At 71.8% G+C, this 26,247-nt stretch carries 19 protein-coding genes; 1 reads left to right on the forward strand and 18 read right to left on the reverse strand.

All coding sequences use genetic code 11. The features are described 5' to 3' along the window. Positions 1–112: 112 nt before the first annotated feature. From QSJ95_RS03790 to QSJ95_RS03825, 8 genes are all read right to left on the reverse strand, one after another. Positions 113–1,036, reverse strand: coding sequence for a CgnE/CgnB domain-containing protein (locus tag QSJ95_RS03790; RefSeq protein ID WP_009622125.1), 924 nt, complete (start codon positions 1,034–1,036; stop codon positions 113–115). Between the two features lie 53 nt (positions 1,037–1,089). Next, on the reverse strand, positions 1,090–1,380 hold the full coding sequence (locus tag QSJ95_RS03795; protein ID WP_152604524.1) for a hypothetical protein: 291 nt from the start codon (positions 1,378–1,380) through the stop codon (positions 1,090–1,092). A 410-nt stretch (positions 1,381–1,790) separates the two neighbouring features. After that, positions 1,791–2,708, reverse strand: a complete 918-nt coding sequence (locus QSJ95_RS03800; protein WP_009622127.1) for a ketopantoate reductase family protein — start codon at positions 2,706–2,708, stop codon at positions 1,791–1,793. An 81-nt stretch (positions 2,709–2,789) separates the two neighbouring features. Continuing rightward, the gene (locus QSJ95_RS03805; RefSeq protein ID WP_069865087.1) at positions 2,790–3,551 is read right to left on the reverse strand and encodes an ABC transporter permease; all 762 of its coding nucleotides are present in this window, start codon (positions 3,549–3,551) and stop codon (positions 2,790–2,792) included. Continuing rightward, positions 3,548–4,747 carry an ABC transporter substrate-binding protein gene (locus QSJ95_RS03810; protein WP_285640183.1) on the reverse strand — a complete coding sequence of 400 codons (1,200 nt, stop codon included), beginning with the start codon at positions 4,745–4,747 and terminating at the stop codon, positions 3,548–3,550. Before QSJ95_RS03810 ends, QSJ95_RS03805 begins: the two co-directional genes overlap by 4 nt. Continuing rightward, positions 4,713–5,549, reverse strand: coding sequence for an ABC transporter ATP-binding protein (locus QSJ95_RS03815; RefSeq protein ID WP_069865091.1), 837 nt, complete (start codon positions 5,547–5,549; stop codon positions 4,713–4,715). Before QSJ95_RS03815 ends, QSJ95_RS03810 begins: the two co-directional genes overlap by 35 nt. Beyond that, complete coding sequence (locus tag QSJ95_RS03820) at positions 5,546–6,607, reverse strand: acyl-CoA dehydrogenase family protein (protein ID WP_285640186.1); 1,062 nt, start codon at positions 6,605–6,607, stop codon at positions 5,546–5,548. The genes QSJ95_RS03815 and QSJ95_RS03820 overlap by 4 nt, the downstream gene beginning before the upstream one ends. Positions 6,608–6,661: 54 nt before the next feature. Next, positions 6,662–7,216, reverse strand: coding sequence for a carboxymuconolactone decarboxylase family protein (locus tag QSJ95_RS03825; protein ID WP_009622140.1), 555 nt, complete (start codon positions 7,214–7,216; stop codon positions 6,662–6,664). Between the two features lie 105 nt (positions 7,217–7,321). Between QSJ95_RS03825 and QSJ95_RS03830 the strand changes: the two genes are divergently transcribed. Beyond that, positions 7,322–8,239 (forward strand): AraC family transcriptional regulator, encoded by a 918-nt coding sequence (locus QSJ95_RS03830; RefSeq protein ID WP_285640189.1) that lies wholly within the window; start codon positions 7,322–7,324, stop codon positions 8,237–8,239. Here the strand turns inward: QSJ95_RS03830 and QSJ95_RS03835 are convergent. The 10 genes from QSJ95_RS03835 to QSJ95_RS03880 are packed head-to-tail and all read right to left on the reverse strand — an operon-like array spanning position 8,221 to position 25,876. Beyond that, entirely contained in the window at positions 8,221–9,636 is a 1,416-nt protein-coding gene (locus QSJ95_RS03835; RefSeq protein WP_064583254.1) for an isochorismate synthase, read from the reverse strand. The genes QSJ95_RS03830 and QSJ95_RS03835 overlap by 19 nt on opposite strands. After that, positions 9,633–9,953 carry an isochorismate lyase gene (locus tag QSJ95_RS03840; RefSeq protein WP_058489588.1) on the reverse strand — a complete coding sequence of 107 codons (321 nt, stop codon included), beginning with the start codon at positions 9,951–9,953 and terminating at the stop codon, positions 9,633–9,635. The genes QSJ95_RS03835 and QSJ95_RS03840 overlap by 4 nt, the downstream gene beginning before the upstream one ends. A gap of 23 nt (positions 9,954–9,976) precedes the next feature. Further along, positions 9,977–10,741: a thioesterase II family protein gene (locus tag QSJ95_RS03845; RefSeq protein WP_099049054.1), complete on the reverse strand. Its 765-nt coding sequence runs from the start codon at positions 10,739–10,741 to the stop codon at positions 9,977–9,979. Between the two features lie 5 nt (positions 10,742–10,746). Beyond that, positions 10,747–11,862 carry a saccharopine dehydrogenase NADP-binding domain-containing protein gene (locus QSJ95_RS03850; protein ID WP_225617141.1) on the reverse strand — a complete coding sequence of 372 codons (1,116 nt, stop codon included), beginning with the start codon at positions 11,860–11,862 and terminating at the stop codon, positions 10,747–10,749. After that, complete coding sequence (locus tag QSJ95_RS03855; RefSeq protein ID WP_285640200.1) at positions 11,859–13,979, reverse strand: thioesterase domain-containing protein; 2,121 nt, start codon at positions 13,977–13,979, stop codon at positions 11,859–11,861. The genes QSJ95_RS03850 and QSJ95_RS03855 overlap by 4 nt, the downstream gene beginning before the upstream one ends. Beyond that, the gene (locus QSJ95_RS03860) at positions 13,934–17,275 is read right to left on the reverse strand and encodes a non-ribosomal peptide synthetase (protein WP_285640202.1); all 3,342 of its coding nucleotides are present in this window, start codon (positions 17,273–17,275) and stop codon (positions 13,934–13,936) included. The genes QSJ95_RS03855 and QSJ95_RS03860 overlap by 46 nt, the downstream gene beginning before the upstream one ends. Then, a complete protein-coding gene (locus QSJ95_RS03865; protein ID WP_285640204.1) occupies positions 17,272–20,763 on the reverse strand; it encodes a non-ribosomal peptide synthetase in 3,492 nt (1,163 codons plus the stop codon). Before QSJ95_RS03865 ends, QSJ95_RS03860 begins: the two co-directional genes overlap by 4 nt. Further along, a complete protein-coding gene (locus QSJ95_RS03870) occupies positions 20,753–22,513 on the reverse strand; it encodes an ATP-binding cassette domain-containing protein (protein ID WP_058489584.1) in 1,761 nt (586 codons plus the stop codon). Before QSJ95_RS03870 ends, QSJ95_RS03865 begins: the two co-directional genes overlap by 11 nt. Continuing rightward, positions 22,510–24,240 (reverse strand): ABC transporter ATP-binding protein, encoded by a 1,731-nt coding sequence (locus tag QSJ95_RS03875; protein WP_058489583.1) that lies wholly within the window; start codon positions 24,238–24,240, stop codon positions 22,510–22,512. The genes QSJ95_RS03870 and QSJ95_RS03875 overlap by 4 nt, the downstream gene beginning before the upstream one ends. Beyond that, positions 24,233–25,876: a (2,3-dihydroxybenzoyl)adenylate synthase gene (locus tag QSJ95_RS03880; RefSeq protein ID WP_058489582.1), complete on the reverse strand. Its 1,644-nt coding sequence runs from the start codon at positions 25,874–25,876 to the stop codon at positions 24,233–24,235. The genes QSJ95_RS03875 and QSJ95_RS03880 overlap by 8 nt, the downstream gene beginning before the upstream one ends. Between the last annotated feature and the right edge of the window lie 371 nt (positions 25,877–26,247).

Below are 26,247 nucleotides of genomic sequence, written 5' to 3' on the forward strand. Positions count from 1 at the left end.
GTCACCATTTCCTGCTCTTTTACGGCGGACGTCGCCAAGTTTCCTGCAAGTCCAGCTGCTCAACGGGCGGAATATGCACCTCATAACGAAGTGCATATTCCGCCCCCAATACTTACCCTTCTACTTCAACACCAACCGAGGGGCACAGAAAATCGATGTGATATCCGGAAACACCGTCACCAATTGCCAGGTGAATACCCTCTATACCCTCATTCAACTGGGAGTTTCTGGCATAGTCGATTTTCTCCTCGATCGCTTCATTCACACCTATCGCAAACTCTGTTACCAACTCTTGACGATCACCACCCAAAATTCGCAGGAAATCTACTTGTTCCTCGGCATCAATGCAAAATGACGTCACCTTATTGTCAGTGACGATCATTTTTACCGAGTTGGCGGCGGCCACTTTCTGCACGAATGCATCCACGTCACGAGTGGAGTTTTCATAAGGGAGTCGCCCCGTCGGACGCATGACTGAAAGCACGCCTGATACCAAAAACTCACCACTCACCCAAAAGGGCGCGGCCTGCTTCCTATGCAAATGCGCGTGGTGCACTTCGAAGAACTCCGCTACCGAATGAACGAAGGGCCCCTCGACACTCTTGAGCAGCGCGTAAGGCTTGACCGAGCTGTCCAGATCGACCCAGCCATCGGCACCCTGCCCACAAAGTCGCAAACGAGAAGAGGTTTCCATCATTTCCGCTGCAATGCATTGTTTTTCCAATGCGTTTTTGAAATCGCTGGCGCACATGAGATCGAAGGAATAGAGGGCGGTTTCCAGCGAAGCATCGAAGACGTGAAGAGCGCAAAAGACCATCCGCGACTCCGGATACTGTGCAGCCAAATCATGCGAACGGATTGCTGCGGCATCACTGAATGAAAAAACCACGGAGCATTGCGGAGCACGCGATAACTCAGCCAAATTTGCCGTTGGCCAACCCTGCTCGGAAACCAGCGAATTAAACGTCTCGTTGTCGCTAAGGATGATGACTTCACTCGAGTCGAATAGATCAAGAATTCCATTTTGTCTATGCATCTCACATCTCCTCCACTAGTGAGGGAGGCTTTCGCCTCCCTCACATTCAGCACTCAGATGGACGTCTCGTCATGCGCAGGCGACCAGGAAAGCGGCGGCCAACTAAACCCCGAGGCGTCCAGAGCATCACTGTTTTGATTTTTCATGTTTTCAGTCTCCAGTTGATTTTCTTGATTAAGCCAGGCACAGAACCAGATCAGCGCCCGACGGAAACCAACGTAATTCTCTATAGAGAACTTTCCAACTATCCGATCGAACAGGAAGGAGGCGAAACAAAAAATCTCAACAGCCCGCCAGCTATAGATATCAACAAGGAACAATAAACCCATGATATTGGAAGACACTTGAAAGTACTGACAGGAGGTTTCCTCCATAAGCCCCGGATTATTGGAGAGTCCTGAGGGGATTTCACTCTGGTGTGATAACGCTCATTCGTGCTGATGTCCGATGGCCCGTTATTCCATGAGTGACTCGGACTCGCTTCGTGCCAGGGCGTGTGGAGAGCATGAATAGCAGCGTTATCCGGCTGCCAGTATCTGCCGGCTCCGCCCCTGGCAATGGCCGCCATGGATGGATAGCCAGGCCCAAAGCGCACCGCTCCGTCCGCTCAGGGGGGAGTACTCAGGATCGTCGGATGAGGCCAGCAGGCGGATATCGAAATGGCCATCCGATTGCCACCCCGCTATAGTGCTGCCTGCAACGCCTGGCCTATTCCTGCAGGCACTCAGGAAGCGACTGGTCCTTCCAACCTCGCTCAGCCCATCCCCTGCTCGTACACCGCCAGGTGCACGAAGGCCGCCTGCAGCAGCGGCAGGTCCAGCCCGGCCGCCTGGCCGCGGCCGAGCAGGTCGCCGATGATCTGCTCGGCTTCCACCGGGCGGCCGCCGACCAGGTCGCGGTACATCGACGAGGTCTGCGGCGAGCCGTGCAGGGTCAGCTGCCGGCGCGCCTCGGCGAGGAAGGCATCGCGCGGTTCCAGGCCCACCGCGCGGACCACCGCCACCACCTCGTCCAGCAGGCGGTTGACGAAGGCCTCGCCCTGGGGCGCGGCGACCACCGAGCCGACGTTGCCGCGCATCAGGCAAGTGATGCCGCCCAGGGCGGCCAGCAGCACCCACTTCTCCCACATCTCGCGGTGGATGTCGGGGCTCAGGCGGGCGTCGAAGCCGGCGTCCTGCAGCAGTGCGTCCAGGCGCAGGATGCGCTCGCTGCGGGCGCCGTCCATCTCGCCGTAGGAGAGCTCGTTGAGGGTGCCGTACTGGACGATGCGGCCGCGCTCGTCCAGGGTGCTGGCGATCTTGCACACGCCGCCCAGCAGCGGCCCGCGGCCGAAGTGATCGACGATGGCGTCGACCTGGTGCATGCCGTTGAGCACCGGCAGGATCATCGTGCCCGGCCCCACCGCCGGGGCGATGTCGCGCAGCGCCGCCTCCAGGGCGTAGGCCTTCACCGTCAGCAGGATGAGGTCGTAGGGCCCGTCCAGGTGCTCGGCGCCGACCAGTTGCGGCGTCAGCACGAAATCGCCATGGGGGCTGAACACCTGCAGCCCTTCCTGCTGCAACTGGTGCGCCCGCCCGGCGCGCACCAGGAAGGTCACGTCGCGCCCGGCCCGGGCCAGGCACGCGCCGAAGAAACCACCCGTGGAACCCGCCCCGACCACCAGAATGCGCATGGCCCACCCTCCTCGGCTGCCCGGCGCGATGGCGCCGGCTCATTGCCTGTATATAGACGCAGTGCCGGGAAAATGCATGACCTAGCCCGCCCGCCGGCGGTACAGGCTGCGCGCGAGGGCGTCGAGGGCGAAGCCCAGGGCGCCGATCAGCAGGACCATGGCCATCAGTTCCGAGTAGGCCAGGCGGTCACGGGTGTCGAGGATGTAGTAGCCCAGCCCGGCGCTGACGCCGAGCATCTCGCAGGGCACCAGGACGATCCAGAGGATGCCGATGGCCAGGCGCACGCCGGTCAGCACGTGGCCGAGCACGCCGGGCAGGATCACCTTGCGCAGCGTCTCCCAGGGCGTGGCGCTGAGGCTGCGGGAGAGCTGCAGCCAGCGCGGGTCGAGCTGGCGCACGCCGGCGGCGGTGTTGAGCAGGATCGGCCAGACCGCGGCGAAGGCCAGCAGGAAGTAGATCGGCTGGTCGCCCACGCCCATCAGCATCACCGCGATGGGCATCCACGACAGCGGCGAGATCATCCGCAGGAACTGGAAGGCCGGCGTGGTGGCCGCCTCCAGATTGCGCGAGGCGCCCACCAGCAGGCCCAGGGGCACGCCCACCGCCAGCGCCAGGAGCAGGCCGAGGAGCACGCGCCTGAGGCTCACCAGCACGTGCTGGTACAGCTCCGCGCGGCCCAGCAGCTCGCCCAGGCTGGCCAGGGTGGCCTGGGGCGAGAACAGCTGCCCCAGGCCGTCGCCGCCGAACAGGCGCACGCCGCTCCACCACAGGCCCAGCAGCGCCAGCAGCCCGGCCAGGCCCAGCAGCCAGTGGCGGCGGCCAGAGAGTGCCGGCGCCGTCACGTGGTGATCTCCTCGCTGCGCGCGAAGCCCTCGGGCAGGCCGAAGGCGCCGAGGCCACCGACCTGGGCCAGAGCGTTGCGCACGAAGCGGTCGTCCACCAGATCCTGCGCGGTGTGCGCCGGGTCCAGCGCGGCGAGGAAGCCCTTGTCGCCCTGGATCAGGGTGTCCTTCAGGCGCCTGACCAGTTCCTCGGTGTAGCTGGGGAACGGGTACGGCTGGAAGTCGATGCGCTCCTCGTGCCAGTCGGCATGGCGGATGGCGCCGTCGGCCAGGTACTTCTCGCGCTCGCCGGGTGCCGGGGCCAGCACCCGGCCGAGCACTTCCGGCGCGTGCGGGGTGTAGCGGTTGGCGCCGTCCTTGGACAGCAGCTTCGCCGCCTCGGCGCGGTTGTCGCGGGTCCACAGCTGGGCCTTGACGATGGCGTTGACCACCTTCTGCGACCACTCCGGGCGGCCGTTCAGGTCGTGCTCGTGCATGAACACCACGCAGCAGGCGTGGTTGCGCCAGACGTCGCCGGTGAAGCGCTGGATGCGCCCGACCTTGAGGTTCTCCGCCAGGGCGTTGAACGGCTCGGCGACGATGTAGCCGGCGATGCGCCCGCTGGCCAGGGCCGGCGGCATGTCCGAGGGCGGCAGCACCACCAGGTTGACCTCGTTGGCCGCCAGCGCCGCGTCGGCCGGCTTGCTCACCGCCGCCAGGCCGTTGTCGCGCAGCAGTTGCTGCAGCACCACGTTGTGGATCGAGTACCAGAACGGGATGGCCAGGGTGCGCCCGCCCAGCTGCTTCACCTCGGTCACGTCCGGCGCCACGGTCAGGCCGGAGCCGCCGACGTGGTTCCAGGCCACCACCTTGGCCGGCACCTTGCTGCCGTAGCGGGCCCAGACGGTCATCGGCGACAGCAGGTGGATGACGTTGACCTGCCCGGAGATGAACGCCTCGATCACCTGCGCCCAGCTGCGCAGCAGCACCGGGCGCTCGGCCTTGATGCCCTCGGCCTCGAACAGGCCGTTGGCGTGGGCCACCAGCAGCGGCGTGGCGTCGGTGATCGGCAGGTAGCCGATGCGCACCGGGGCGTCCGGCTCGGCGGCGGCGCGGGCGCGCAGGCTGGTCAGCAGCGGCAGCGCGCCGGCCGCGGAGAGCAGCGCAGCGAGTTTGAGAATGTCACGTCGAGAATGAGTGGGATCGTCCAGGCACATGGGCAGCCTCCGGCGCAGGGTGGGAATTCGCGTGGGATCGGCTCGCCCGCCGTAGGGTTTTGAGGATCTCGACCCGCAGCGCGCCCAGTTCCTCGACCAGCTCCGCACGGGGTTGCGGCAGGTCGATGCGCCATTCGCCCAACGTCCGCGCCGGGGTGTCGCCCAGTAGCAGGATGCGTTCGGAGAGCAGCAGGGCCTCGTCGATGTCGTGGGTGATGAGCACGGCGGCGGTGCGCCGTTCGTGGATCACCTGCAGCAGCAGTTGCTGCATGTCGGCGCGGGTCACTTCGTCCAGCGCGCCGAAGGGTTCGTCCAGCAGCAGCACCTGCGGCTGGCGCGCCAGGCAGCGGGCCAGCGCGGCGCGCTGGGCCATGCCGCCGGAAAGTTGCGCCGGCAGGTAGCCGCGCGCGTGTTGCAGGCCGACCGCGGCGATCGCCTGGTCGACGCGCTGGTGCAGCGTAGCCTTGTCCAGCTTCGGCTGGCGGGCGAAGTCCAGGCCGAAGGCGACGTTCTTCTCCAGGCTCAGCCAGGGCAGCAGGCTCGGGTCCTGGAAGGCCACGGCGACGCGCGGGTGCGGGCCATCGATGGCCTCGCCGAGCAGGCGCACGCTGCCCGCCGCCGGCTTCTGCAACCCGGCCAGCACGCGCAGCAGGCTGGACTTGCCGACGCCGCTGGGGCCGAGGATGGACACCACCTCCCCCGGCGCCAGGCTCAGCTCGAAGCCTTCCAGCACGCTGCGCCAGCCCTTGCCCTCGGGGTAGCCCAGGGCGACGCCGGCGGCCTGCAGCAGCACCTCGCTCATGCCCGCGCCTCCTGGCGCTGCAGCTCAGTGCGCAACTGCACCAGGCTGGGCGTGACGATGGGCACGAAGGCCGACTCGCGCCAGCGCCGGGCGAAGGCCGCGCCGTGGCGGCTGAGGTAGGCCTTGCCGCCGCTGGCCTGCAGCTCCAGCTGCACCGCCGCGGCGGCGCCTTCGGCCAGGCCGATGCGGATGCGGAACAGCCGCGCCGGCTCGGCGCTGAACTCACCGCTGGACAGGCCCGCGCGCAGGCGCTCGACCAGGCCGTCCAGTTCGCCGCGCAGGCGCTCCTCTTCCTCGCGCAGCACCGAGCGGCTGCCGCCCAGGTGCTCGCGCACCGCTTCCAGGGCCCGGCGCGCGAGGCCGATGGTCATGGCGCACTGCAGGCCGAGGAAGGCCGGGCGCACCTGCGGCAGGTAGCGCCGGGCGTCGTCGTGCAGCAGCCACTCGCGGGGCAGCGCCACGCCGTCGAAATCCAGGGCGGCGGTGTTGCTCGACTGCAGGCCGAGCAGTTGCAGGTCGTCGGAGCGCGCAAGGCCGGCGCTGGCCGATGGGATGGCCGCCACCAGCGGCGCCGCGCCCTCGCGCTCGATGGCCGCGGCCACCACGAAGTGGCCCTTGCGCAGGTTGGTCACCCAGGGCAGGCGGCCGTCCAGGGTCCAGCCGTCGTCGGCCGGGGTGGCCCGCACCTGCAGGCTCTCGATGCCGGAGAGGAACTTCATGGCGTTGGACAACCCGGTGGCACCGGCCAGGCGGCCATCCAGCAGCTCGCCGAGCAGGCGCTCGCCCAGCGCCTGGTTGGGGCTCTGCAGCAGGTATTCGATGAAGGCGCGCTGGCCCCAGAAGACGAAGGCGGCGGTCAGCGAATGGCCGGCCACCGCGGCGATGGCCTCCACCGCATCGAGCAGGCTGCCGCCGGCGCCGCCGCGCGCCTCGGGCACGCCGATGCCGAACAGCCCGGCGCTGGCGAGTTTCGGCAGCACCGACTGCGGGTCGGCATGGCCGAGGTCGAGGGCCTCGGCCTGGGCGTCGAGCCAGTGGCTCAGGGTCGAATCGAGCATGGTCGCTCTCCTTTTGGCGGGCGGCCGCGGGGCCGCCGCCCGGTCATGCGCAACTCAGGCCTTTTCCCAGCGGTACTTGCCCAGCTCGGGGTTCAGCGGCGTTTGCGCCAGTACGTTGGCGAAGTTGCAGAGGGTCGCCAGGCTGATGCCCAGCAGCACTTCCAAGGCATTGCCGTCGCTGAAGCCGGCGGCGCGGAAGGCCGCGAGCCCCGCGTCGCTGACCGCGCCACGGCTGGCGATGGCCTCGCGGGCGAAGGCGGCCAGGGCTTCCAGACGCGGCTCCGGCAGTTCGCGTTGTTCGCGCAGGGCGGCTATCACTTCCTCAGGCAGCCTGGCCTTGTTGGCCGCCACCGCGGTGTGCCCGGCCACGCAGAAGTCGCAGCCGTGGGTGGTGGCGGCGATCAGCTGCACCACCTCGCGCTCGGCCAGGCCCAGCTCGGCCTTGCCGTTGAGGCCGGAGACGGTGACGTAGGTCTCCAGCGCGGCCGGGGCGTTGGCCAGCACGCCGAGCAGGTTGGGAATGAAGCCGGAGTTCTTCAGCGCGTTCTGCAGGAACGGCTTTGCCGCTTCCGGGGCGCTGTCGAGGGTCTGGATGGGCAGGCGGGACATGGGTTCGACTCCGTGTGCGGTAGGTGTCGAAAAAGTCTGTTGGTAATAAGAAAACCGTTCAATATTCTAAAGTCGCTATCACTTGCTCCTGAGTCTTTTCATTAGATGATTTCGTCGAGCCCCCTTGTCGATTGGTTATTAGACAGCCTGGAGCTGGATGCCAGCCTGTTCCACGTGGGCCGCTACTGCGGCGGCTGGCACGCCTCCACCCAGGGCCTGGCGCGGGCCAGCTTCCACCTGGTGGTGCAGGGCCATTGCTGGCTGCACCTAGAGGGCGAGGCGCCGGTGCGCCTGGAGGGCGGCGATGCCGTGTTCCTGCTGCGCGACCTGCCCTACCGGCTGTCCGACGCCGCCAGCGCCGAGGCCGCCGCCTGCCAGCCGCGCCAGGCCATGACCGCCCTGGAGCTGCAGGCCGAGGACGGCGTCGGCCTGGTCTGCGGCTTCTTCCACTTCCACTCCGGGCTCTCGGCGCTGATCATCGAGGCGCTGCCCGCCTACCTGGTGCTGCGCGCCGAGGAACCCTCGCAACGCGCCGCGCGCAGCCTGTTCGAACTGATCCTGGAGGAATGCGCGCGCCAGCCGGCGCCCTCGCAGCAGTTGCTGGAACGCCTGAGCCACCTGCTGTTCCTCTACGTGCTGCGCCAGCAGGTGCTGGACAACCCCGGCCTCGGCGGCCTGGTGGCCCTGGCCCGGCAGCCGCAGTTCGCCAGCCTGCTGGAAAGGATGATCGAGCAACCGCAACTGCCCTGGACGCTGGAGGACATGGCCGCCTGCGCCGGGCTGTCGCGTTCGGCCTTCTTCAAGCGCTTCAACGAGACCTGCGGGCAATCCCCCGGCCAGGTGCTGCTGGCCCTGCGCATGGGCCAGGCCTGCCGCCTGCTCAAGGCCGACCAGAGCGTGGCCGAGGTGGCCGCGGCGGTCGGCTACCAGTCGGTGGCGGCCTTCACCCGCGCCTTCCACAAGAGCACCGGGCAGCAGCCGGGGGCGTACCGGCGCGGCCACGATCAGGACAGCCGGCGCTGAGGCGCCTGCGCCAGCGGCGCCAGCGCGTCCTGCATGGTGCGCAACTTCAGGCAGGTTTCCCGGTACTCGGCCTGCGGCTCGGAGGCCGCGACTATTCCGCAGCCGGCGAACAGGTGCGCCGTGTCGCCGCGCACCAGGGCCGAGCGCAGCGCCACGCAGAATTCGGCGTCACCCGCGGCGTCCAACCAGCCCACCGGCGCGGCGTACCAGCCGCGCTCCATGCCCTCGTGGCGGCGGATGTGTTCCAGCGCCGCCTCCCGCGGCAGGCCACCCACCGCCGGCGTGGGATGCAGGGCCGCGACCAGGTCGAGGACGTCCACGCCCGGGCGCAGCTGCCCACGCACCGGCGTCAGCAGGTGCTGCACCCGCGCCAGGCGGTGCAGGCGCGGCTGCGCCTCGATGTGCAGGCGCTCGCAATAGGGCGACAGCGCCTCGCGCAGGCATTCGACCACCAGCGCATGTTCGTGGCGGTCCTTGGCGCTGTTGAGCAACGCGGCGCCCAGGCGGGCGTCCTCCTGGGGCGTGGCGCCACGCGCCAGGGTGCCGGCCAGGGCCACGGTGTCCAGCTCGCCCGCGGCGACTCGCAGCAGGCGCTCCGGGGTCGCCCCGAGGAAACAGCTGCCGCCGCGGTCGAAGGCGAACAGGCAGGCCGAAGGGCCGGCCTGGGCCAGGCGCTCCAGGACCTGCCCGCAGGGGAAGCCGCCCGCCGCGTGCAGACGCACTTCGCGGGCCAGCACCACCTTGCGCAGCTCGCCCTGGACGATGCGCGCCACCGCCGCCGCCACCCGCGCCTGCCAGTCCCCGGCGTCCAGCGCCTCGCTCGACTCAGCCTCCTCCAGCGCTGCCGGGCAGCGCGGGCGGTGGAGGTAGCGCGCCAGCAAGGTGCTCCAGTCGGCGCGCAGCTCACGGACGGCGGCGTCGACGTCGGCGCCCGGCTCCAGCCAGCGGCTGAACGCCAGGAAAGAGCGCCCGGCCCGGCGCAGGTAGAGGATGCGCGGCAGCACCAGCGAGGTGCTGGCGAAGGCGCGCCAGTGCGGCGCAGCCGGCGCCCGGGCGTCGAAGGCGAAGCCGCCGCACAGGCGCGGCGGGCAGGCGCCGCGCCAGCTCGTGCGCGCCAGCAGCTCGCGCCAGGCCTCGGCGCTGGCGGCGAAGCGCCCGGCCGGCGGCGGGCTGATCTCCTGGGTGCAACCGAAGCCGGCCATCGCTTCGGCGCCCTCCCCGGCCCGCCACAGCAGGCTCTGGCCGAACACCTGGCGGTTGGCGGCGAACAGCCGGACGGGGTCGAGTTCCGCGCAGGCCGTGCTGCTCACCGCCAGCACCGGGCGGCCCTGCTCGCGGGCCTGGCTCGCGGCCGCGCTGAAGCTCGCCCGCAGTTCGTCGAACGGCTCCGTGCTCATGCCTGCCCGTCCTCCTGCTGCCCGTGCCGATGGCGCCAGTGGCGCACCTGCTGGTCGATGTTCCACTGGATGATCTGCGCATACAGCGGGCCGATGAAGGCCGGGTCCAGCCCGGCGGCGCTGGCCCAGGCGCGGCGCTCGGGCAGCATCGCGGCGACCCGCTGCGGCGCGGCGATGCTCGCCTCGTCCGGCTTGAAGCGGGCCGCCGCCTTGACGTAGGCCAGGCGCCGCCCGAGGGCGGCGATGATCTCGCGGTCGAGGCTGTCGATGCCCAGGCGCACGTCGTCGAGGCTGCCGCATTGTTCCGGGGTTTTCATTGCATTCGCTCCTTGCGAGGGTCTCAGGGCCACAGTTGCCAGGCCGGCTCGCGGTAACTGGCGAGCCAGCCGCCGAGGTGGTCGAGCACGACGCGGCGCTGGGCGCGCAGGTAGAAATGGCCGCCGGCGAAATGCCGCACATCCAGCCCACAGCGGCTGGCGGCGGCCCAGGCCAGGGCCTCGTCATCGTTCACTTCGTCGTCGTCCTCCCCCAGCAGCAGCGAGACAGGGCAATCCAGCGGCTCGACGCGCTCGCGCCGGTAGCGCTCGATCAGCCGGTAGTCCGCCCGCAATGCCGGCAGGAACAGCTCGCGCACGGCCGGCTCGTCCAGTGCCCAGGGCAGGCCGTCGGACTGCCGGCGCACGTCCGCCAGCAGCGCCGCGTCCGCCTGCCGGTGCAGGCTGCCGCCACGCTGGCGATGGGGCGGCGGGTGCGCGGAGACGAACAGGTGCAGGGGCGCCCGCCCGCGCCCCTGCAGGGCCAGGGCGACCTCGTAGGCCACGGCTGCCCCCATGCTGTGGCCGAACAACGCCAGCGGACGCTCGTCGAGGCCGGCGCAGGCCTCGGCGATGCAGGCGGCCATAGCCTCCAGGCTGGCCGCCGGCGCCTCGCCGTAGCGCTCTTCCCGCCCCGGGTACTGGACGGCCAGCAGTTCCACGTCCGGCTCCAGGTGCTTGCGCCAGTCGCGGAAGAAGCTCGCGCTGCCGCCGGCATGGGGCAGGCACAGCAGGCGGAAGCCGGGGCTCAGCAATCCAGAAAAGCGGCGCAGCCAGGGACTTTCCGGCATCCCTCTCACAATGCGCCCTCCACTGCCTGGCCGCGCTCCGCGGCGGCCTCGCCCAGGCCCAGGCGCAGCTCGGGCAGCCAGGCCTGCAAGCGCTCCAGGCAGCTACTTGGCGGCAATACCTCGGCGGCGAAATGCAGCCCGGGAGGCAATCGCTCCAGGCACTCCACGGCGAAGGCCGCCATGGCCGCCGTCAGGCGCGAGCCGTCACCAGCGCGCAACCAGGCGCTGCGCTGCACCTCGCGCCCGCCGCTGCAGCCGCTCAGCTCCACGGCCAGCAACTGGTAGGGCGTGCGCCCGGCGGCGTCCAGGCGGCTGGCGGCGACCAGTTCGGCAACCCTCCCGGCCCTGTCGCTTTCCGCCGCTCCGCGCCCCTGGATGCGCCGCAGGCAGGCCAGCAACTGGCCGTCCTCGAACAGATTGAAGGCACTGCCGCGGGCCACGCCCAGCGAGGCGAACAGCCGCTGCCCCTCCGCGCCCAGGTAGGCCGTGGCCAGCAAGTCGCGGTTGCCGCTCCATGGGCGCCGCAACGCCTCGACGGGCGCACCGCTCCAGGCCACTGCGCGCCCGTCGCACCAGGCCTGGCGGGCCCGCCCGAAACCGTAGGCCGGGTCGAGGCTGAGCAGGAAGTCCTCGGCGGCGCTGGCGGAAAGCGCCCCCAGGCCGCCGGCGTAGCAGCGCATCTCGTCGATGCGTTGCAGGCCGGCGGCCAGGTAGCGCGGCAGCAGCCCGGACAGCCCCGGCAACATGCCGGCCGAGAGCAGCACACGACGGCCCTCGGGTACCTGGCCTTCGAGGCGCTGCCAGAGCAGGTCGTCGCCGCCGACGTCCAGGTAGTCGGCGCCTGCCGCCAGGGCCGCCCGCGCCACGCGGTCGAGCACCCGGTAGCTGGGGCCGGCGCAGTTGACCACCAGGCGGCAGCCGGCGACGAAACCGCGCAGCGCGCCTTCGTCGTTCAGGTCCAGGGGCTGCGCCTGCACGGCCCCCGGTTCCCCGGCCAGGCGCTGCAATGCCTGCGGGTCGCGCCCGCCGATGCGCAGCCGGTGGCCCGGCCGCAACAGCCGGACGACCTCGCGGCCAACGCTGCCGCTGGCGCCCAGCAGGCCTATGGGTGCGTCATTCATGCCGGTGTCTCCTGCCGTTGGCCGCAGGCCCGCGCCACCGCCTGGACGTGGGGCGCCTGCATGCAGCTGAAGTGGTCGCCGGGCACGTCGACCACCTGCAGGCGGCCCAGGCACAGCTCGCGCCAGTAGGCGCTCATGTCGCGATGCATGCCCGGCAACACCTGGACCTCGCCGGTCTGGCGGACGAACAGCATGTCGCCGTCGTAGGGCGTGGCCTGGTGCAACGCCACCGCCGCCAGGCTATGGCGCAACACGCGCAGCTGCTCGCCGAGCCAGTCCAGGTCGCTGAGTTGCGAGCCGGCATGGCGCATGGCCAGGGCGATGGCCTGCAGGCGCTGCCCGGGCGAGCGCGCGGCCAGCCGGCGCATGGCCGCCAGGGCGTCGCGGGTCTGCGGGCGCTCCTCCAGTTCCTGCCATACGCCCCGCGTCACCCGCCCCGGGGTGCGCTGCAGGGCCTCGGCGATGGCCTGCTCCAGGCCGGCTTCGTCCAGCGGGTAGCCCAAGGCGCGTGGGTCGGCCTGCATCACCCGGGCGAACACGTATTCAGCCAGCAGGTCGTCCTCGATCAGGAACGGCACGCGGTAGCTGCTGATCACCGTCAGCGCCTCGACCGCCACGCCCCGCGCCTTCAGGCAGCTCGCCAGCTCGCTGGCCAGCAGGCCGCCCAGGCAGTAGCCGACGATGCTCAGGCTACGCAGCCCGGCGGCTTGCAGGGTGTCGGCATAGCTTTCGGCCAGTCGGCGGATGGCCTGCTCGGGCTCCAGCGCCAGGTAGCCGGCCACGTCGGCCAGCACCAGCCCGTCGGCGCCGCCTTCCAGGGCGCCGAACAGCGCGCGGTAGGGCGCCAGGGTGCCGCTGCCGTCGTGGACGAAGATGCGCTTGTGGCCTGCCGCCTGTTCGCGGATCGAGACCAGCGGCGAACCCGGCCGCAGCTCGTCGCGGGCGCGGACGAAATCGGCCAGCGCGGCCACCGTCGGCTGGTTGATCAACTGGCGCAGCAACTGGTCCCACTGCACGCTGCGCAATGCCGGCAGCCGTTCGCGCAGGCGGCCGACCACCTGGGCCACCAGCAGCGAATCGCCGCCCAGCTCGAAGAAGCCCTGCTCGCGGCCTACCGCCGGCACCCGCAGGGTTTCCTGCCAGACCTCGGCGATGGCGCGCTCCAGCTCGTCCCGCGGCGGTTCACCGCTGGCGGCGGACTGCTCGGCGCCGCGGGTGCGCAGCGAGGCCAGGGCCTGGCGGTCGACCTTGCCGTTGGCGGTCAGCGGCAGTTCGTCGAGCACCAGCAGCTCCGCCGGCAGCATGTACTGCGGCAGGCGCAGGGCCAGGTGCTCGCGCAGCGCCGCCGGCTCTAGGCGCTGGCGGTCGGCCTTGAAGCGGGCGATGAACAGGTGCTGGCCGATGCAGGACATGGCCTCCCCGGCCTCCGGCAGGCAGAGCGGCGCTTCGGCCCCGGCCTCGGCCAGCAGGGCCTGCCATTGCTCGCGGCGCAGAAAGGTGGTGTCCAGCTCGCGGCGCAGGTCCTCGAACTCGGTGAGACCTTCCTTGAACTCCATCGACGCCATGATCTGGTAGGTGTCGCGGGTGGCCTCGATGAACACCAGCCAGCCGCCCGGCGCCAGCATGCGCCGCAGGCGCGCCAGCACCCGGCCGGCATCGCGGGCGTTGTGCAGCACGTTGGCGCAGAGGATCACGTCCAGCGAGTTGTCGGCGATGCCCTGGCGCCAGGGCTCCTGGTTGAGGTCGAACAGGCCGTAGCGCACCCAGGGATAGTCGGCGAAGCGTTCGCGGGCCTCGTTGAGGAAATACTGCGAGAGGTCGGTGAACTGGTAGTCCACCGGCAGCCCCGCCAGCGCCGGGATCAGGTCGCAGCTGGTGCCGCCGACGCCGGCGCCTATCTCCAGCAGGCGCAGCGGCCGTTCGGCGTCGAAGTCGGCGGCGATGCGGCGCAGCGCGGCGCACACCGCGCGGTTCAGGTACTGGCTGATGAGGTTGCGCCGGTAGGCGCCGTCGGCCACCTCGGTGCGCCCTTCGGGGAACAGCAGGTGCAGCGGGTCCAGCCGGTCGCTCATCAGCTCGGGCAGGCGCTCCTGGCTCTCGCGCAGGTAGCGCAGCACCTCGGCCCCCAGCCCACCTTCGGCTCCAGCTCGTCGATGCGGGCCCAGGCCTGGCGCAACGCGTCCTCGCGGACCTGCAGGCGGCAGTAGCCGCCACGGGCCTCGTCGAAGGCCAGCAGGCCCTCCTCCACCAGGGCGCGCAGCCAGCGGCGGATCAGCCGGCGGTTGCGCGGGGCGACCTCGCAGGCTTGGCAGATGTCGTCCAGGGAGTGCCCACGGCCGTCGTCGTCGAACAGCCCCGGCCGCTTCAACGCGGCGGCCATGGCCAGCAGCGCGGCGCGCTCGACCTGCTCCGACATCTCGCGGATATGCCCTGGGTCCAGCCCGGCGCCGACGCCCTGCCCGGCCGCCCGCGCCTGCCCGGCCAGGTCCCCGGGCCAGGCCGCCGGTGTCGTTGCGGGCGCGGCGCAGAGGAAGGCCACCAGGCGCCGCTCCAGGGCCTCCTCGCCCTGGGCCACCACCACCGCGGACTGCACGCCCGGGTAGTCGAGCAAGGCGCTCTCGACCTCGGCCAGTTCTATGCGGTGGCCGCGCACCTTCACCTGGAAGTCCTCGCGGCCGAGGAACTCGATGCTGCCATCCGCCAGGTAGCGCCCCAGGTCGCCGGTGCGGTACAGGCGCTCGCCGCTGACGGGGTGGCGGATGAAACGCTCCACGGTCTTCTGCGCATCGCCCAGGTAGCCCAGGGCCAGGCCCTCGCCGGCGATGTAGAGTTCGCCGGCCACGCCGTCCGGGCGGTCGCGCAGGCGCTCGTCGAGCACATGGAAGCGCTGGTTGGCCAGCGGCCGGCCGTAGGGAACGCTGCGCCAGTGCGGCGGCACCTCGTCCAGTGGCTGGATGATCGACCAGATCGCCGCCTCGGTGGCGCCGCCCAGGCCCACCAGGCGCAGGCGCGGCAGCGACGCGGCGCTCTCCGCCGCCAGGTTGAGCGGAATCCAGTCGCCGGAGAGCAGCGCCAGGCGCAGGCGCTGCGGCGCCGCACCGGGCTCCGAGCGCAGGTAGTGCAGGAGCATCTGCAGTTGCGCCGGCACCGAGTTCCACAGGGTCACGCCCTGCTCGCGGGCGCAGGCCGCCCAGTGGGAGGGATCGCCGCGCCGTTGCGCGTCGGGCAGCACCAGGGTGGCGCCGGCGGCCAGCGCGCCGAAGATGTCGTAGACCGACAGGTCGAAGCCCAGGCTGGCCAGGCCCAGGATGCGGTCGTCGGCGTCGACCTGGAAGCGCTCGTTGATGTCCGCCAGGGTGTTCAATGCCGCCTGGTGGCTGATCATCACGCCCTTGGGGACGCCAGTGGAGCCGGAGGTGTAGATGACGTACGCCAGCTCCCCCGGCTGCGCGGGCGAGGCCGGCAGCGGCGCGCCGGCATAAGGCTGCAGGCGGTCCACGGCGAGCGCCTGGACGATCCGCGCCGGCCAGGCCAGGCGGCCCTCCAGCGCCGAATGGGTGGCCACCCGCCACACCCCGGCATTCTCCAGGATCAGCTCGCGGCGCGCCTCGGGCTGGCTGGTGTCCAGCGGCAGGTAGGCGGCGCCGGCCCGCAGGATGCCGAGCACGGCGATGATCTGCTCGATGCCCTTGTCCATGCACACCGCGACGCGCTCGCCGCGCTGGCAGCCGGCGTCGAGCAAGGCGGCGGCGACGGCCTCGGCGCGCGCGGCCAGTTCGGCGAAGTCCAGGCTCCGCCCGCCCTGCACCAGGGCCGTATGCCGGGGCGCCAGGCGCGCCCGGGCGAACACCGGCTCGTGCAGCAGGCCCTCGGGCAGTGGCGCATCGGTCTGGTTGGCCAGTTCGCGCGCCAGGCGCTGGGTGGCGGGCAGCTCCAGGCAGTCGTCCAGCGCCCAGGCCGAGGGTTCGCGCGCCAGGCGCAGCAGCAGCGCGCAGAAGGCATCGAACATGGCGCGCAGCACGGGCTCGGCAAAGGCGCCTTCGCGGTAGTCCCAGTTCAGCCACAGGCCGCCGTCGCGCTCGGAGACCTGGCAGTCGATCAGCACCTGGGGCGTCTGGCTGATGCCATGGACCAGCTCGGCGCCGGGCATGAACGGGCCGCGGCCGGCTTCGCCGCCGGCGCCCAGCGTGCTGGTGAAGGCGTAGGGTAGCAGCGCGGCGTCGCGCCCCCGGCGGCGCGCCAACTCGCGCAGCACCTCGATGCCGGAGAACAAGCGGTGGTCCATGTCCTCCCACAGGCGCGCCTGCAGTTGCGCGGCGCGCTCGGCGAAGCTGCCGGCCTGGCGGGTGTCCAACTGCAGCACCTCCACCGAGCTGAAGTCGCCCACCAGGCGCTCCACCTGGGGATGCAGCGCCAGGCGATTGAGCAACGTCAGGCTCAGGCAGAAGTCGCCGCGCCGGCTCCAGCGCCCCAGGGTTTCCGCATAGGCGGCGAGCACCGCGGCGGAGACGCCGATGCCGGCGCCGGCGGCGTTGAGGCCGAGGGCGCGGTAGTCGCGCTCGTCCACCTGCAGGGCCAGGCGGCGGAAGCGCGCCCCCGGCTGCGCGTCGGCCAGGGGCAGCTCGGGCGCGCCGGGCAGGCCGTCGATGCGGGCCAGCCAGTAGTCGCGGTCGCGGCCGTAGCGCGGCCCTTCGCGCAGGCGGCGCTCGGCCAGGACGTAGTCGCGGAAGCTGATCCGCGCCGGCTCCGCCAGGGTGCCGCCGTGGTACAGCTGGTGCAGTTCGCCGAGCAGCATGCGCACGCTCTGGTAGTCGCACACCAGCAGGTCCACCGACAGGTGCAGGAAGTCGCCGGCGGCGCCGTGGCTGACGCACAGCTCCACCAGCGGCCAGCAGTCCGGGCCGGCGCGGCGCAGCTCCATGCGTTCGCGCAGTTCGGCCAGGCGGCGCCCTTCGGCATCCAGCCTGTGCTCCGCCAGCCGGTAGTAAGGCACCTCGGCCAGGATGCGCTGGTGGCCCTCGGCGCTGACCACGGCGCGGAGCATGGGATGGCGTTCGATCAGTTGGTTCCAGGCCCGTTCCAGGCGCGCGACCTCGAGGCCGGGGAAGGCGAACTCCAGGTAGCCGTGGCAGGCGACGCCGCCGTGGGCGAAGGCCGTGCTGCGGCCGAGCAGGTAGGCGGCCTGCACGTCGGTCAGCGGGAAGGGCTCGCCCTGCTCCGCCGGATCGCCCTGCAAGGCCTGCTCGCGTTCCGCCGCCAGGGCGCGCAGCAATTCGTCGCGGGCCTGGCGCAGGCGCTGCAGCAGCGCCTCGTCCAGGGCCCCGGCCGGGGCCCGGTAACGCAGCAGGCCATTCTCTTCCCATAGCTCGACGCCCAGCATGTCGAGCTCGTTGCGCAATGCGTGGATATTCATAGTGCCCCTTCCTCCAGTGGGTTGGCGCCCGCCCGCCGCTGCGCCTGCCGGGCCGCCACCAGGGCGGCCTGGGCGGCGACGCTGGCGGCGCCGAAAAAGTCCTTGAGTGTCAGTTCCACGCCGAAGCCACTGGCCAGGCGCTCGATCAGGCGGGTGGCCAGCAGGCTATTGCCGCCCAGGGCGAAGAAGCCCTGGTGGCGGCCCACCCGCGGTACCTCCAGCAGCGCCTGCCAGTGCCGGGCGACCGCGCTTTCCAGTTCGCCCAGCGGTTCCTCGTCCGGCGCCAGGGCGCTGCCCTGGAGCTGCTCCTGCAGCAGCCAGGCCAGGGCCTTGCGGTCCACCTTGCCGTTGCCGCTCAGGGGCAGCCGGGGCAAGGCGAGCATGCGTTCGGGCAGCATGTGGGGCGGCAGCCAGTCAGCGGCCCAGCCGCGCAGCTGCTCTTCCGCGGGTGTCTCGCGGCCGCCGGCCGGCACCACCGCGGCGACCAGGCTGGCCCGGGCGCCGGGCAGCACCAACGCAACGGCGCGCGCCAGCGCCGGGTGGCGTTCGAGCACCGCCTCGACTTCGGCGAGTTCCACCCGGTGGCCGCGCAGCTTCACCTGCTGGTCCAGGCGGCCGAGGAATTCCAGAGTGCCGTCGGGCCAGTAGCGGCCCAGGTCGCCGGTGCGGTACCAACGTTCGCCGCCCTGCTCGACGAAGCGCTGGCGGGTCAGCGCCGCTTGCCCGCGATAGCCCAGGGCGACGCCGGCGCCGCCGATCCACAGCTCGCCGGGGACCCAGTCCGGGCAGTCCCGGCCGAGGCCGTCGACCACCCGGTAGCGCTGGTTTTCCAGCGGCCGCCCGTAGGGGATCGAACGCCACTGCGGCGGCACCTCCGCGACTTCCTGGGCATTCGACCAGATCGCCGCCTCGGTGGCCCCGCCCAGGGCCACGAAGCGGCAGCCGGGGGCGACCTGGCGCAGACGCGGCGGCAGGTCCAGGCCGATCCAGTCGCCGGAGACCAGGGCCAGGCGCAGGCCGCCCAGGCCGAGGCCGCCGCGGTTGCGCAGCAGCAGCATGTCGAGCAATGCCGGCACCGAGTTCCACAGGGTGACGCCGTGCCGGCGCAACAGTTGCAGCCAGTGCGTCGGTTCCTTGCGCAGGGCCTCGGCCGGCAGGACCAGGGTGCCGCCGACGCCGAGCACGGCGAAAAGGTCGAATACCGAGAGGTCGAAATCCAGCGCCGAAACTCCGAGCAGGCGGTCGCTGGCCGCCAACCGGTAGCGCCGGCGCAGCGCATCCAGGGTGTTCTGCGCGGCGCCGTGGGCCACTTCGACGCCCTTGGGCTCGCCGCTGCTGCCGGAGGTGAAGATCACATAGGCGACAGCCGAGGGTTCCACCGGCAAGGGCTTGGCCAGGGGCTCGTAGGCCTGGCTGGCAGCCAGCTCGCGCACCACCGTGCCGGCTGGCCAGGCGTCCTCCCCGGCCCGCTCGGCGTCGGTCAGCATCAGGCACACGCCGGCCTGGCGCAGGATGGCCGCGCGCCGCGCCGGCGGCTGTTCGATCCCCACCGGGACGTAGCACGCGCCGGCGGCAAGCGCGCCCAGCACGGCGATCACCTGGCCCGCCCCCTTGGGCAGCGTGATGGCCACGCCGTCGCCGGCCGCCACGCCCCATTCGCGCAGCGCCGCGGCCAGGCGCAGGGCGGCCTCGGCCAGTTCGGCGTAGCTGTACTGGCGTTCCTGCTCGTCGTGGGCCACCAGGGCCAGGTTATGGGGGTTGTTCCGCGCCTGGGCGAAGAAGCCCTGGTGCAGCACGCCGGGCTCTAGGTCCGCCCGGGTGTCGTTGACCTGGTAGCGCACCTGCGCTTGCGCCGCCGGCAGTTCCAGCGACACGGGTTGGCCCCAGTCCTGCTCGGCCAAACCTTCGAGCAGGCGCTCATAGGCGGCGAACATGGCTTCCAGCAGGCCGTCGGGAAACAGCCCCTCGACCGCATCCCAGTTCAGCAACAGGCCCTCTTCCAATGGGTAGGTCTGGTGGTCGAGCCAGACCTGGGGCGTCTGCGACAGCGCCCAGCCGGGACGGCCAAGGGTTTCGCGGCAACGCGCGTCCACCAGCGGCTCGCCGAGGTTGCAGGCGAACACCACGGGGGCGCCCAGGCCTTCGCCGTCCTGGCGCTGGGCCAGCTCGCGCAGCACCTCCATGCCCGACCAGGCCGCGTGGCCCAGGTCCCGGTGCAGTTGCGCCTGCAGGGCGGCGGCCTGCCCGGCGAAGCTGCCCGCGCGGGAAAGGTCCACCTCCAGCAGCACCAGGTTGGAGAAGTCCGCGACCATGTGCGCCACGCCGCTGTCCAGCGGCTGGCGGTCGAACAACGGCAGGTTGAGGAGAAAACGCTGGCTGGCGCTCCAGCGCGCCAGGACCTGGGCGTAGGCGCAGGCCAGCACGCTGGCCAGTGTCAGGCCGTGCGCCCGGGCACGGGCTTCCAGGCGCGCCAGGCGCGGCTTCCGCAGCAGGAACTGGAGGTGGCGGAAGCGCGGCCGGCCCAGTGACTCGGGGGCCTGGGCCAGGGGCAGTTGCGGCGGGCCGGGCAGCGTGTCCAGGCGCGCACGCCAGTATTCGCGCGCACTGGCCAGCTGCGGCCGGCGCAGCTCGCGCTGGGCCGCCAGGTAGGCTGGGAAGTCCATGCCCAGCGTCGGCAGCGTCTCGCCCTCGCCCCGGTAGAAGGCTGCCAGGTCGCGCAGCAGGATGGCGAAGCTGAGCACGTCGGCGACCAGCAGGTCCAGGTTCAGGTGCAGCCGGCTGCGGCCATCGGGCAGCAGGCTCAGTTGCAGGTCGAAGACCTGCCCGCTGGCGACGTCAAGGCAGCGGTGCGCCAGCGCTTCGCGCAGTTGCGCCAGGCGCGCTTCGCGCTCGGCCCGCTCGAGGCGGCGCAGGTCATGCACGCGCAGGCCGGCCCAGGCCGGTTCGCCGCGGATGCGCTGGCGCCCGTCGGCGAGGAACTGCGCACGCAGCATGGCGTGCCGCTGGCACAGCGCGCGTACCGCGGCTTCCAGGCGCGGCGGGTCGAGCTCGCCGGCGTCCAGTTCCTGGTACAGCTGGCAGGCCACCCCGCCAAGGCTGCGCTGCTCGTCGCGGCCCAGCCAGTAGGCCTGCTGCAGGGCTGTCAGTTCGAACCCCTCGCCCGTCTCGGGCACAACCGGCGACGGCCCGGCCACCTCGCCGGCGCGCTCGGCGAACAGGCGCAGCCAGGCTTGCAGGGTCGGCCGCTCCATCAGTTCGGCAACGCCGACGCGCACGCCGTGGCGGGCCAGCAGCGTGGGCAGGCGCATGAGGTTGATGGAGTCCAGGCCCTGTTCGATCAGCGACAGTTCGGCGTCGATGTCGGCGGCGTCGCAGCCCAGGGCCGGCGCGAGCCAGTCGCGCAGGCTGTGTGGATCGGTGCCGGCGAGGCAATCGCCGGGGCGCGCCCGGGGTGAATGAGCGCATGCCAGTGCTGGGTCATCGTTCATGGTGGGCAATCCTTGCGGAAGCTGGGTGGATGGGGCCACGCAGGCGCCAGCGGTTGACCGCTTCGCGCTCGTGGAACAGCTCTCGGTAACGGCCCGGCTGGGCCAGAAGCTGACGGTGGGTGCCGCGCTGCACCAGGCGGCCCTGGTCGAGCACGAGGATCTGCGCGGCGTGTTCGGCGAGGCTCGGCCGATGGGTGGCCAGCAGCAGCGTGTGGCGGCCGGCGAGGCCGAGCAGCAGGCGGTTGATGCGCGCCTCGCTGGCCGGGTCCAGGGCCGCGGTGGGTTCGTCCAGCAGCAGCACGGGGGCGCCCTTGAGCAGCAGGCGGGCCAGGGCCAGGCGCTGCCGCTCGCCGCCGGACAGGCCGGCCCCGGCCTCGCCCAGGGGGCCATGCCAGCCCTCGGCCAGGCGTGCCGCGAGGCTGTCCAGGCCGCAGGCGCGGGCCATCGCCAGCAGGGTCGCATCGCTGGCCGCGGGGTCGCCCAGGCGCAGGTTGTCCAGCAGGCTGCCGGGCAGGACCCCGCAGTCCTGGGGCAGCAACGCCAGGTAGCGATCGCGCTCGGCGGCGGCCACCTCGCGCAGGTCGACGCCGCCCAGCAGCACCCTGCCCGCATCCGGGTCGGCGCAACGCGCCAGCAGGCGCAGCAGGCTCGACTTGCCAGCCCCGGAGGCGCCCACCAACAGGTTGAGCGAGCAGGGCGCCAGGTCGAGTTCGATGCCGTCCAGCACCCGCCGTTCCTGGCGCACCAGGCCCAGGCCGTGGGCCTGCAGACGCGGGTCGGCGGGCAGCCGCGGCCGGGTGGGCTCGGGCAACGGCGGCACCTGCAGCACCTGGCGCAACTGGCGCAGGCCGTGGCGCGTCTGGCGCAAGGTGGCGCCCAGGTTCACCAGCGTGCCCATGGGCTCCACCAGGCAGGTCGCCAGCAGCCCCAGGGCGAGGAACTCGGTGGCCGCCAGCTGCCCGCCGAGCACCGCGTGCAGCCCGCCCAGCAACAAAAGCGTGTACAGCGCCTGCAACGCGCCGGCCAGGCCCAGCGCGGCCGGGAAGGTGCGCCAATGGACGCGACGCTGGGCGCGGCGCTGTTCCTCCAGGGCCTGTTCGAGCAGGGCGAAGCCGGCCTCGGTGCGCCCGCTGACGCGCAGCAACGCCTGCTGGCGAACGAACTCCAGGACCCGCGCCGCCGCCTCGGTGCCCGCCCGCTCGCCACCCTCCTCGGCCTCGCCGCCCCAGCGCACGCCCCAGCGGTAGAACAGCCACAGCGGCAGCGCCGCGGCCAATCCTGTCAGGGCCAGGCGCGGCATCTGCAAGGCCAGCACGCCGAGCAGCGCGAGCGGCGTCAGCACCGCGTTGAGCAGCGGCTGCAACAGGTGCGCCGGGACGCTCATCACCTGCAGGACGTTGTAGGTGACCAGGCGGTTGAGCTCGGCGGCGCGGCGCTCGGCGAACCACTCCAGGGGCAGCCGCGCCAGGTGCTGCCCGAGGCGCCGGTTCAGCCCGCGGGCGGCTTCGGCGCCGGCGCGGTAGCCGAGCAACTGGGCATGCCGGCGCAGCCACAGGCAGAGCATGGCCAGCCCGGCGAAGGCCGGCGGCCAGTGCCACGCCGGCGCGTCGCCGAACAGCTCGCCGAAGGCCAGCGGCAGCAAGCCCAGGGCCAGCCCCTGGGCGCCAGCCGCGGCGGTCATGGCCAGCACCGCCAGGCGCAGGCGCCGGGCCTGGGCCGGCTGCAGGCAGCGCAGCAGTTCGACGATCATGCGCCGCCCCCCTGCTCCGCCGCCCACAGCCGGGCGTAGGTCCCGCCCTGCTGCAGCAGCGCCTCGTGGCGCCCCCGCTCAAGCACCCGGCCGCCACCGAGCACGACGATCTGCTCGGCGTCGCACAGGCTGGCCAGGCGATGCGCGATCACCAGCAGCGTGCGCCCGGCCGCCAGCACCGACAGGGCCTGCTGGATGGCCGCCTCGGACTCCGGGTCGGCCGCGGCGGTGGCTTCGTCCAGCACCAGGATGGGGGCATCGGCCAGCAGCGCGCGGGCGATGGCCAGGCGCTGCCGCTCGCCGCCGGACAACGCCTGGCTGCCGTCCAGCACGGTGGCGTAGCCCTGGGGCAATTGTTCGATGCGCGCGTCGATCTGCGCGGCCCGCGCCGCGGCCCTGACCTCGTCGAGGGTGGCCTCGGGCCGCGCCAGGCGCAGGTTGTCCAGCACGCTGGCGCGCAGCAGGCGGACTTCCTGGAAAACGAAGGCGACCTGCCGGTACAGGGTGGCGGCATCCATCTCGCGCAGGTCCACACCGCCGATGCGGATGGCGCCGCCGCTGACGTCGGCGAAGCGCGGCAGCAGGCTGGCCAGCGTCGACTTGCCGGCGCCGGACTCGCCCACCAGGGCGGTCAGCGTGCCCGGCGCCAGCACCAGGTCGATGCCGTCCAGGGCCAGGCTGCCGTCGGCGCGCCTCAGGCTCACCGCATCAAAGCGCACTTCGCTGCCCTGGGGCTGGCGCGGCCGCGCCGGTTGCGGCAAGGGCGTGGTGGCCAGCAATTCGCCAATGCGCCGCGCGGCCTCGCGGCCCTGGACGATGGCGTCGCCGCCGTGCCCCAGCGCCGCCACGGGCGCGGCCAGCGCCGGGCCGAGCAAGGCGAAGGGCAGCAGCTGTACCGGTTGCAGTTCGCCGGCCAGCACCAGGCCGCTGCCGGCCAGCAGCACCAGGGCGATCATCAGCAGCGGCGAGAGCAGTACCTCGACGCTGGCGCCCAGCCCGGCCCAGCGTCCGACCCAGGCGGAGAAGAAGCGGGCGAAGTCTTCCACGGCGGCGAAGAAGGCGCCCTGCACCTGCCCGGAACGGCCGAAGGACTTGACCATGGCGATGCCCTGGACGAAGCCCAGGGTCGCCTGGGACAGGCCGCCGATGGCGGCCCCCAGGGCCTGGCGGTCGGCACGGTAGGCGGCCGAGCGCAGCGCGGCGAGGCGCCACAGCGCCAGCAGCGGCGGCAGCAACACCACCAGGGTCATGCGCCAGTCCTTCAGCGCCAGGTAGGCCAGGCAGGCAGCCGGCGCCACCAGCGCCGCGGCCAGGTTGTTGGGCAGGTGCGCCACCAAGTGATGCAGGGCGCCGACGTCGTCCACCAGCACCCGGTTCAGCCGCGCCAGATTGCGCCCGGCGTACCAACCCAGGGGCAGGCGCCCGAGATGGGCGGCCAGGCGGCGGCGCAGGTGCAGTTGCAGGTCGCTGTCGGCCAGGTGGGTCATGTGCAGCGCGCAGCTCAGGCCCAGCAGGCGCAGCAGCAGCGCGGCGGCGCCGACCAGGGCCAGGAGCGGCGCCCGGCCGTCATCGAGGTGCCCGGCGAGCAGCGCCGGCGCCAGTTCGGCCAGGGCCACGAAGGGCAGGATGCCGGCCAGCGCCGACACGGCCTGCAACGCCACCGCCAGCAGCAGGCGGCCGCGCACGGGGCGCAGCAGCGCCGCCAGGGAGAAGCCCGCCTCAGCCACGCGCGCTCGCCTCCCGCTGGGTGAAGTACTGCCGCTGGAGGGTCTCGCGCAGGTGCCGGCGGCTGACCTTGCCGACGCCGGTCTGCGGGAAGGCCTCGAGGAACTCGAAGCGGTCCGGCAGCTTGAACGCCGCCAGCCCGCAGCCGCGCAGGTAGGCCTTGAGTTCAGCGGCGGCGGCCGCCGAGCGGCGGATCACGAAGGCGCAGCTGCGTTCGCCGAGGAAACCGTCGGGCATCGCCACCAGCGCCGCGTCCAGCACCGCGGGGTGCGCCAGCAGCAGGTTCTCCACCTCCTCCGCGGCGATCTTCTCGCCGCCGCGGTTGATCAGGTCCTTGTCGCGCCCTTCCACCACCAGGTAGCCATCGGCGGTCAGCGCCACGCGATCGCCGGAGCGGTAGAAGCCGTCGGCCGTGAAGCACTCGGCGTCCTGCCCGGGGTTCCGGTAGTAGCCGCGGATGGTGTAGGGCCCGCGGGTCAGCAGCAGGCCCACCTGCCCGGGCGGCAGGTCGTTGCCCTGCTCGTCCACCACCCGCACCTCGTCCGCCGGCGACAACGGCCGGCCCTGGGTGCGCAGCAGGTGCTCGGCGTCGTCGTCCGGGCGGGTGTAGCAGATCAGCCCTTCGGCCATGCCGAACACCTGCTGCAGGCGGCAGCCCAGGGTCGGCCCGACGCGCCGCGCCGCCGCCTCGCTCAGCCGCGCGCCGCCCACCTGCAGCAGCAGGCCGGGCAGGCCGCGCCCGCGAAGCTCGGCGGCCTCCATCCACACCAGGGCCAGCGGCGGCACCAGGGCGGTATGGCTCACGCCCTCGGCCTCGACCAGCGGGAAGCAGCATTCCGGCGTCGGCTGCGCGGCGGTCACCACCCGCCCGCCGCTGTACAGGGTGCCCATGAACCCCGGGCAGCACATGGGGAAGTTGTGCGCCATGGGCAGCGCCGCCAAGTAGGTGCTGTCCGGCCCCAGGCCGCACAGCTCGGCGCTGGCGCGCAGGTTGTAGAGGTATTCCCGGTGCCGCCGCGGAATCAGCTTGGGCACGCCGGTGGAGCCGCCGGACAGCTGGAAGCAGGCCACCGCCTCCGGCGCCGGCTCGGGCAACGCCAGGGGCTCGGCGCGGTAGAGGTCGGCCAGGGCGACGAACTCCTGCGCCTCGCCGGCCACCAGCACGTGGCGCAGCTGCGGCTGCTCCGCCTGCAGCCGCCGGGCCAGCGCGCGGAAGTCGAAGTCAGCGGCGCGGTCGGCGCAGATGTAGGCGCGGGCCCCGGCGAAGCGGCAGAAGCTGGAAAGCTCCAGCTCGCGGTGCGCCGGCAGGGCGAAGATCGGCCGCGCGCCAAGGCGGTACAGGGCGAAGCAGGCCTCGACGAAGGCGATGCCGTTGGGCAATTGCAGCAGCACGTTGTCCCCGGCGCGCAGGCCCAGGCCGTGCAGGCCGGCGGCCAGGCGGTCGACCCGCGCGTCCAGCTCGCGGTAGCTCAGGCGCCGCTCCCCTTCCACCAGTGCTTCGCGTTCGGCGAAACGCCGGGCGGCCTCGCGCAGCAGGCCGGAGAAGGTCTCCTCGCGCCAGTAGCCGGCATCCCGGTAGCGCTGGACATAGGCCTCGGGCCAATCGGGGCAGTCGATGCGGTCGTCGCGGGTGGTCATCTTGCTTCCTCGCTGGTTGCGGGCATGAGCGGGCCTGCGGCCTTGCGGGGAAGGCCGTACAGGGCGTCTGCGGGGTATGGGTGGCGGCAAGGCGTGCCGCTTCGGTGCGCCGGGCGCACCCGGGCAATGCTGCGGGGAGGTCCCTCTCCGATTGTTGCGAGTGATTATCAATATCCCGGCGATCCGCCAGCGGCAAGGACCGCCGCCTTCGATCCCGCGCCTTTTTCTTTGGATCGTGGAACCCGCGCCCACCGCCAGGGCGCGCGCAGGGCCCGCGGGGCGGGACATGACGGCCTGGACCGGCACAAACAATAATAATTCTCATTCATGGATCGACTTCGCCGTGCTAGCCTGAGGCCTCCATCCGCCAG

Origin of the sequence: Pseudomonas sp. NBRC 100443 (assembly GCF_030268185.1) — a bacterium.
GTDB classification, from domain to species: domain Bacteria; phylum Pseudomonadota; class Gammaproteobacteria; order Pseudomonadales; family Pseudomonadaceae; genus Pseudomonas; species Pseudomonas citronellolis.

Excerpts from the sequence above, each read along its gene's own strand:
- QSJ95_RS03790 (WP_009622125.1), bottom strand. The coding sequence starts at position 1,036 with ATGCATAGACAAAATGGAATTCTTGATCTATTCGACTCGAGTGAAGTC.
- QSJ95_RS03800 (WP_009622127.1), bottom strand. The coding sequence starts at position 2,708 with ATGCGCATTCTGGTGGTCGGGGCGGGTTCCACGGGTGGTTTCTTCGGC.
- QSJ95_RS03810 (WP_285640183.1), bottom strand. The coding sequence starts at position 4,747 with ATGTGCCTGGACGATCCCACTCATTCTCGACGTGACATTCTCAAACTC.
- QSJ95_RS03815 (WP_069865091.1), bottom strand. The coding sequence starts at position 5,549 with ATGAGCGAGGTGCTGCTGCAGGCCGCCGGCGTCGCCCTGGGCTACCCC.
- QSJ95_RS03820 (WP_285640186.1), bottom strand. The coding sequence starts at position 6,607 with ATGCTCGATTCGACCCTGAGCCACTGGCTCGACGCCCAGGCCGAGGCC.
- QSJ95_RS03825 (WP_009622140.1), bottom strand. The coding sequence starts at position 7,216 with ATGTCCCGCCTGCCCATCCAGACCCTCGACAGCGCCCCGGAAGCGGCA.
- QSJ95_RS03830 (WP_285640189.1), top strand. The coding sequence starts at position 7,322 with ATGATTTCGTCGAGCCCCCTTGTCGATTGGTTATTAGACAGCCTGGAG.
- QSJ95_RS03835 (WP_064583254.1), bottom strand. The coding sequence starts at position 9,636 with ATGAGCACGGAGCCGTTCGACGAACTGCGGGCGAGCTTCAGCGCGGCC.
- QSJ95_RS03840 (WP_058489588.1), bottom strand. The coding sequence starts at position 9,953 with ATGAAAACCCCGGAACAATGCGGCAGCCTCGACGACGTGCGCCTGGGC.
- QSJ95_RS03845 (WP_099049054.1), bottom strand. The coding sequence starts at position 10,741 with ATGCCGGAAAGTCCCTGGCTGCGCCGCTTTTCTGGATTGCTGAGCCCC.
- QSJ95_RS03850 (WP_225617141.1), bottom strand. The coding sequence starts at position 11,862 with ATGAATGACGCACCCATAGGCCTGCTGGGCGCCAGCGGCAGCGTTGGC.
- QSJ95_RS03860 (WP_285640202.1), bottom strand. The coding sequence starts at position 17,275 with ATGAATATCCACGCATTGCGCAACGAGCTCGACATGCTGGGCGTCGAG.
- QSJ95_RS03865 (WP_285640204.1), bottom strand. The coding sequence starts at position 20,763 with ATGAACGATGACCCAGCACTGGCATGCGCTCATTCACCCCGGGCGCGC.
- QSJ95_RS03870 (WP_058489584.1), bottom strand. The coding sequence starts at position 22,513 with ATGATCGTCGAACTGCTGCGCTGCCTGCAGCCGGCCCAGGCCCGGCGC.
- QSJ95_RS03880 (WP_058489582.1), bottom strand. The coding sequence starts at position 25,876 with ATGACCACCCGCGACGACCGCATCGACTGCCCCGATTGGCCCGAGGCC.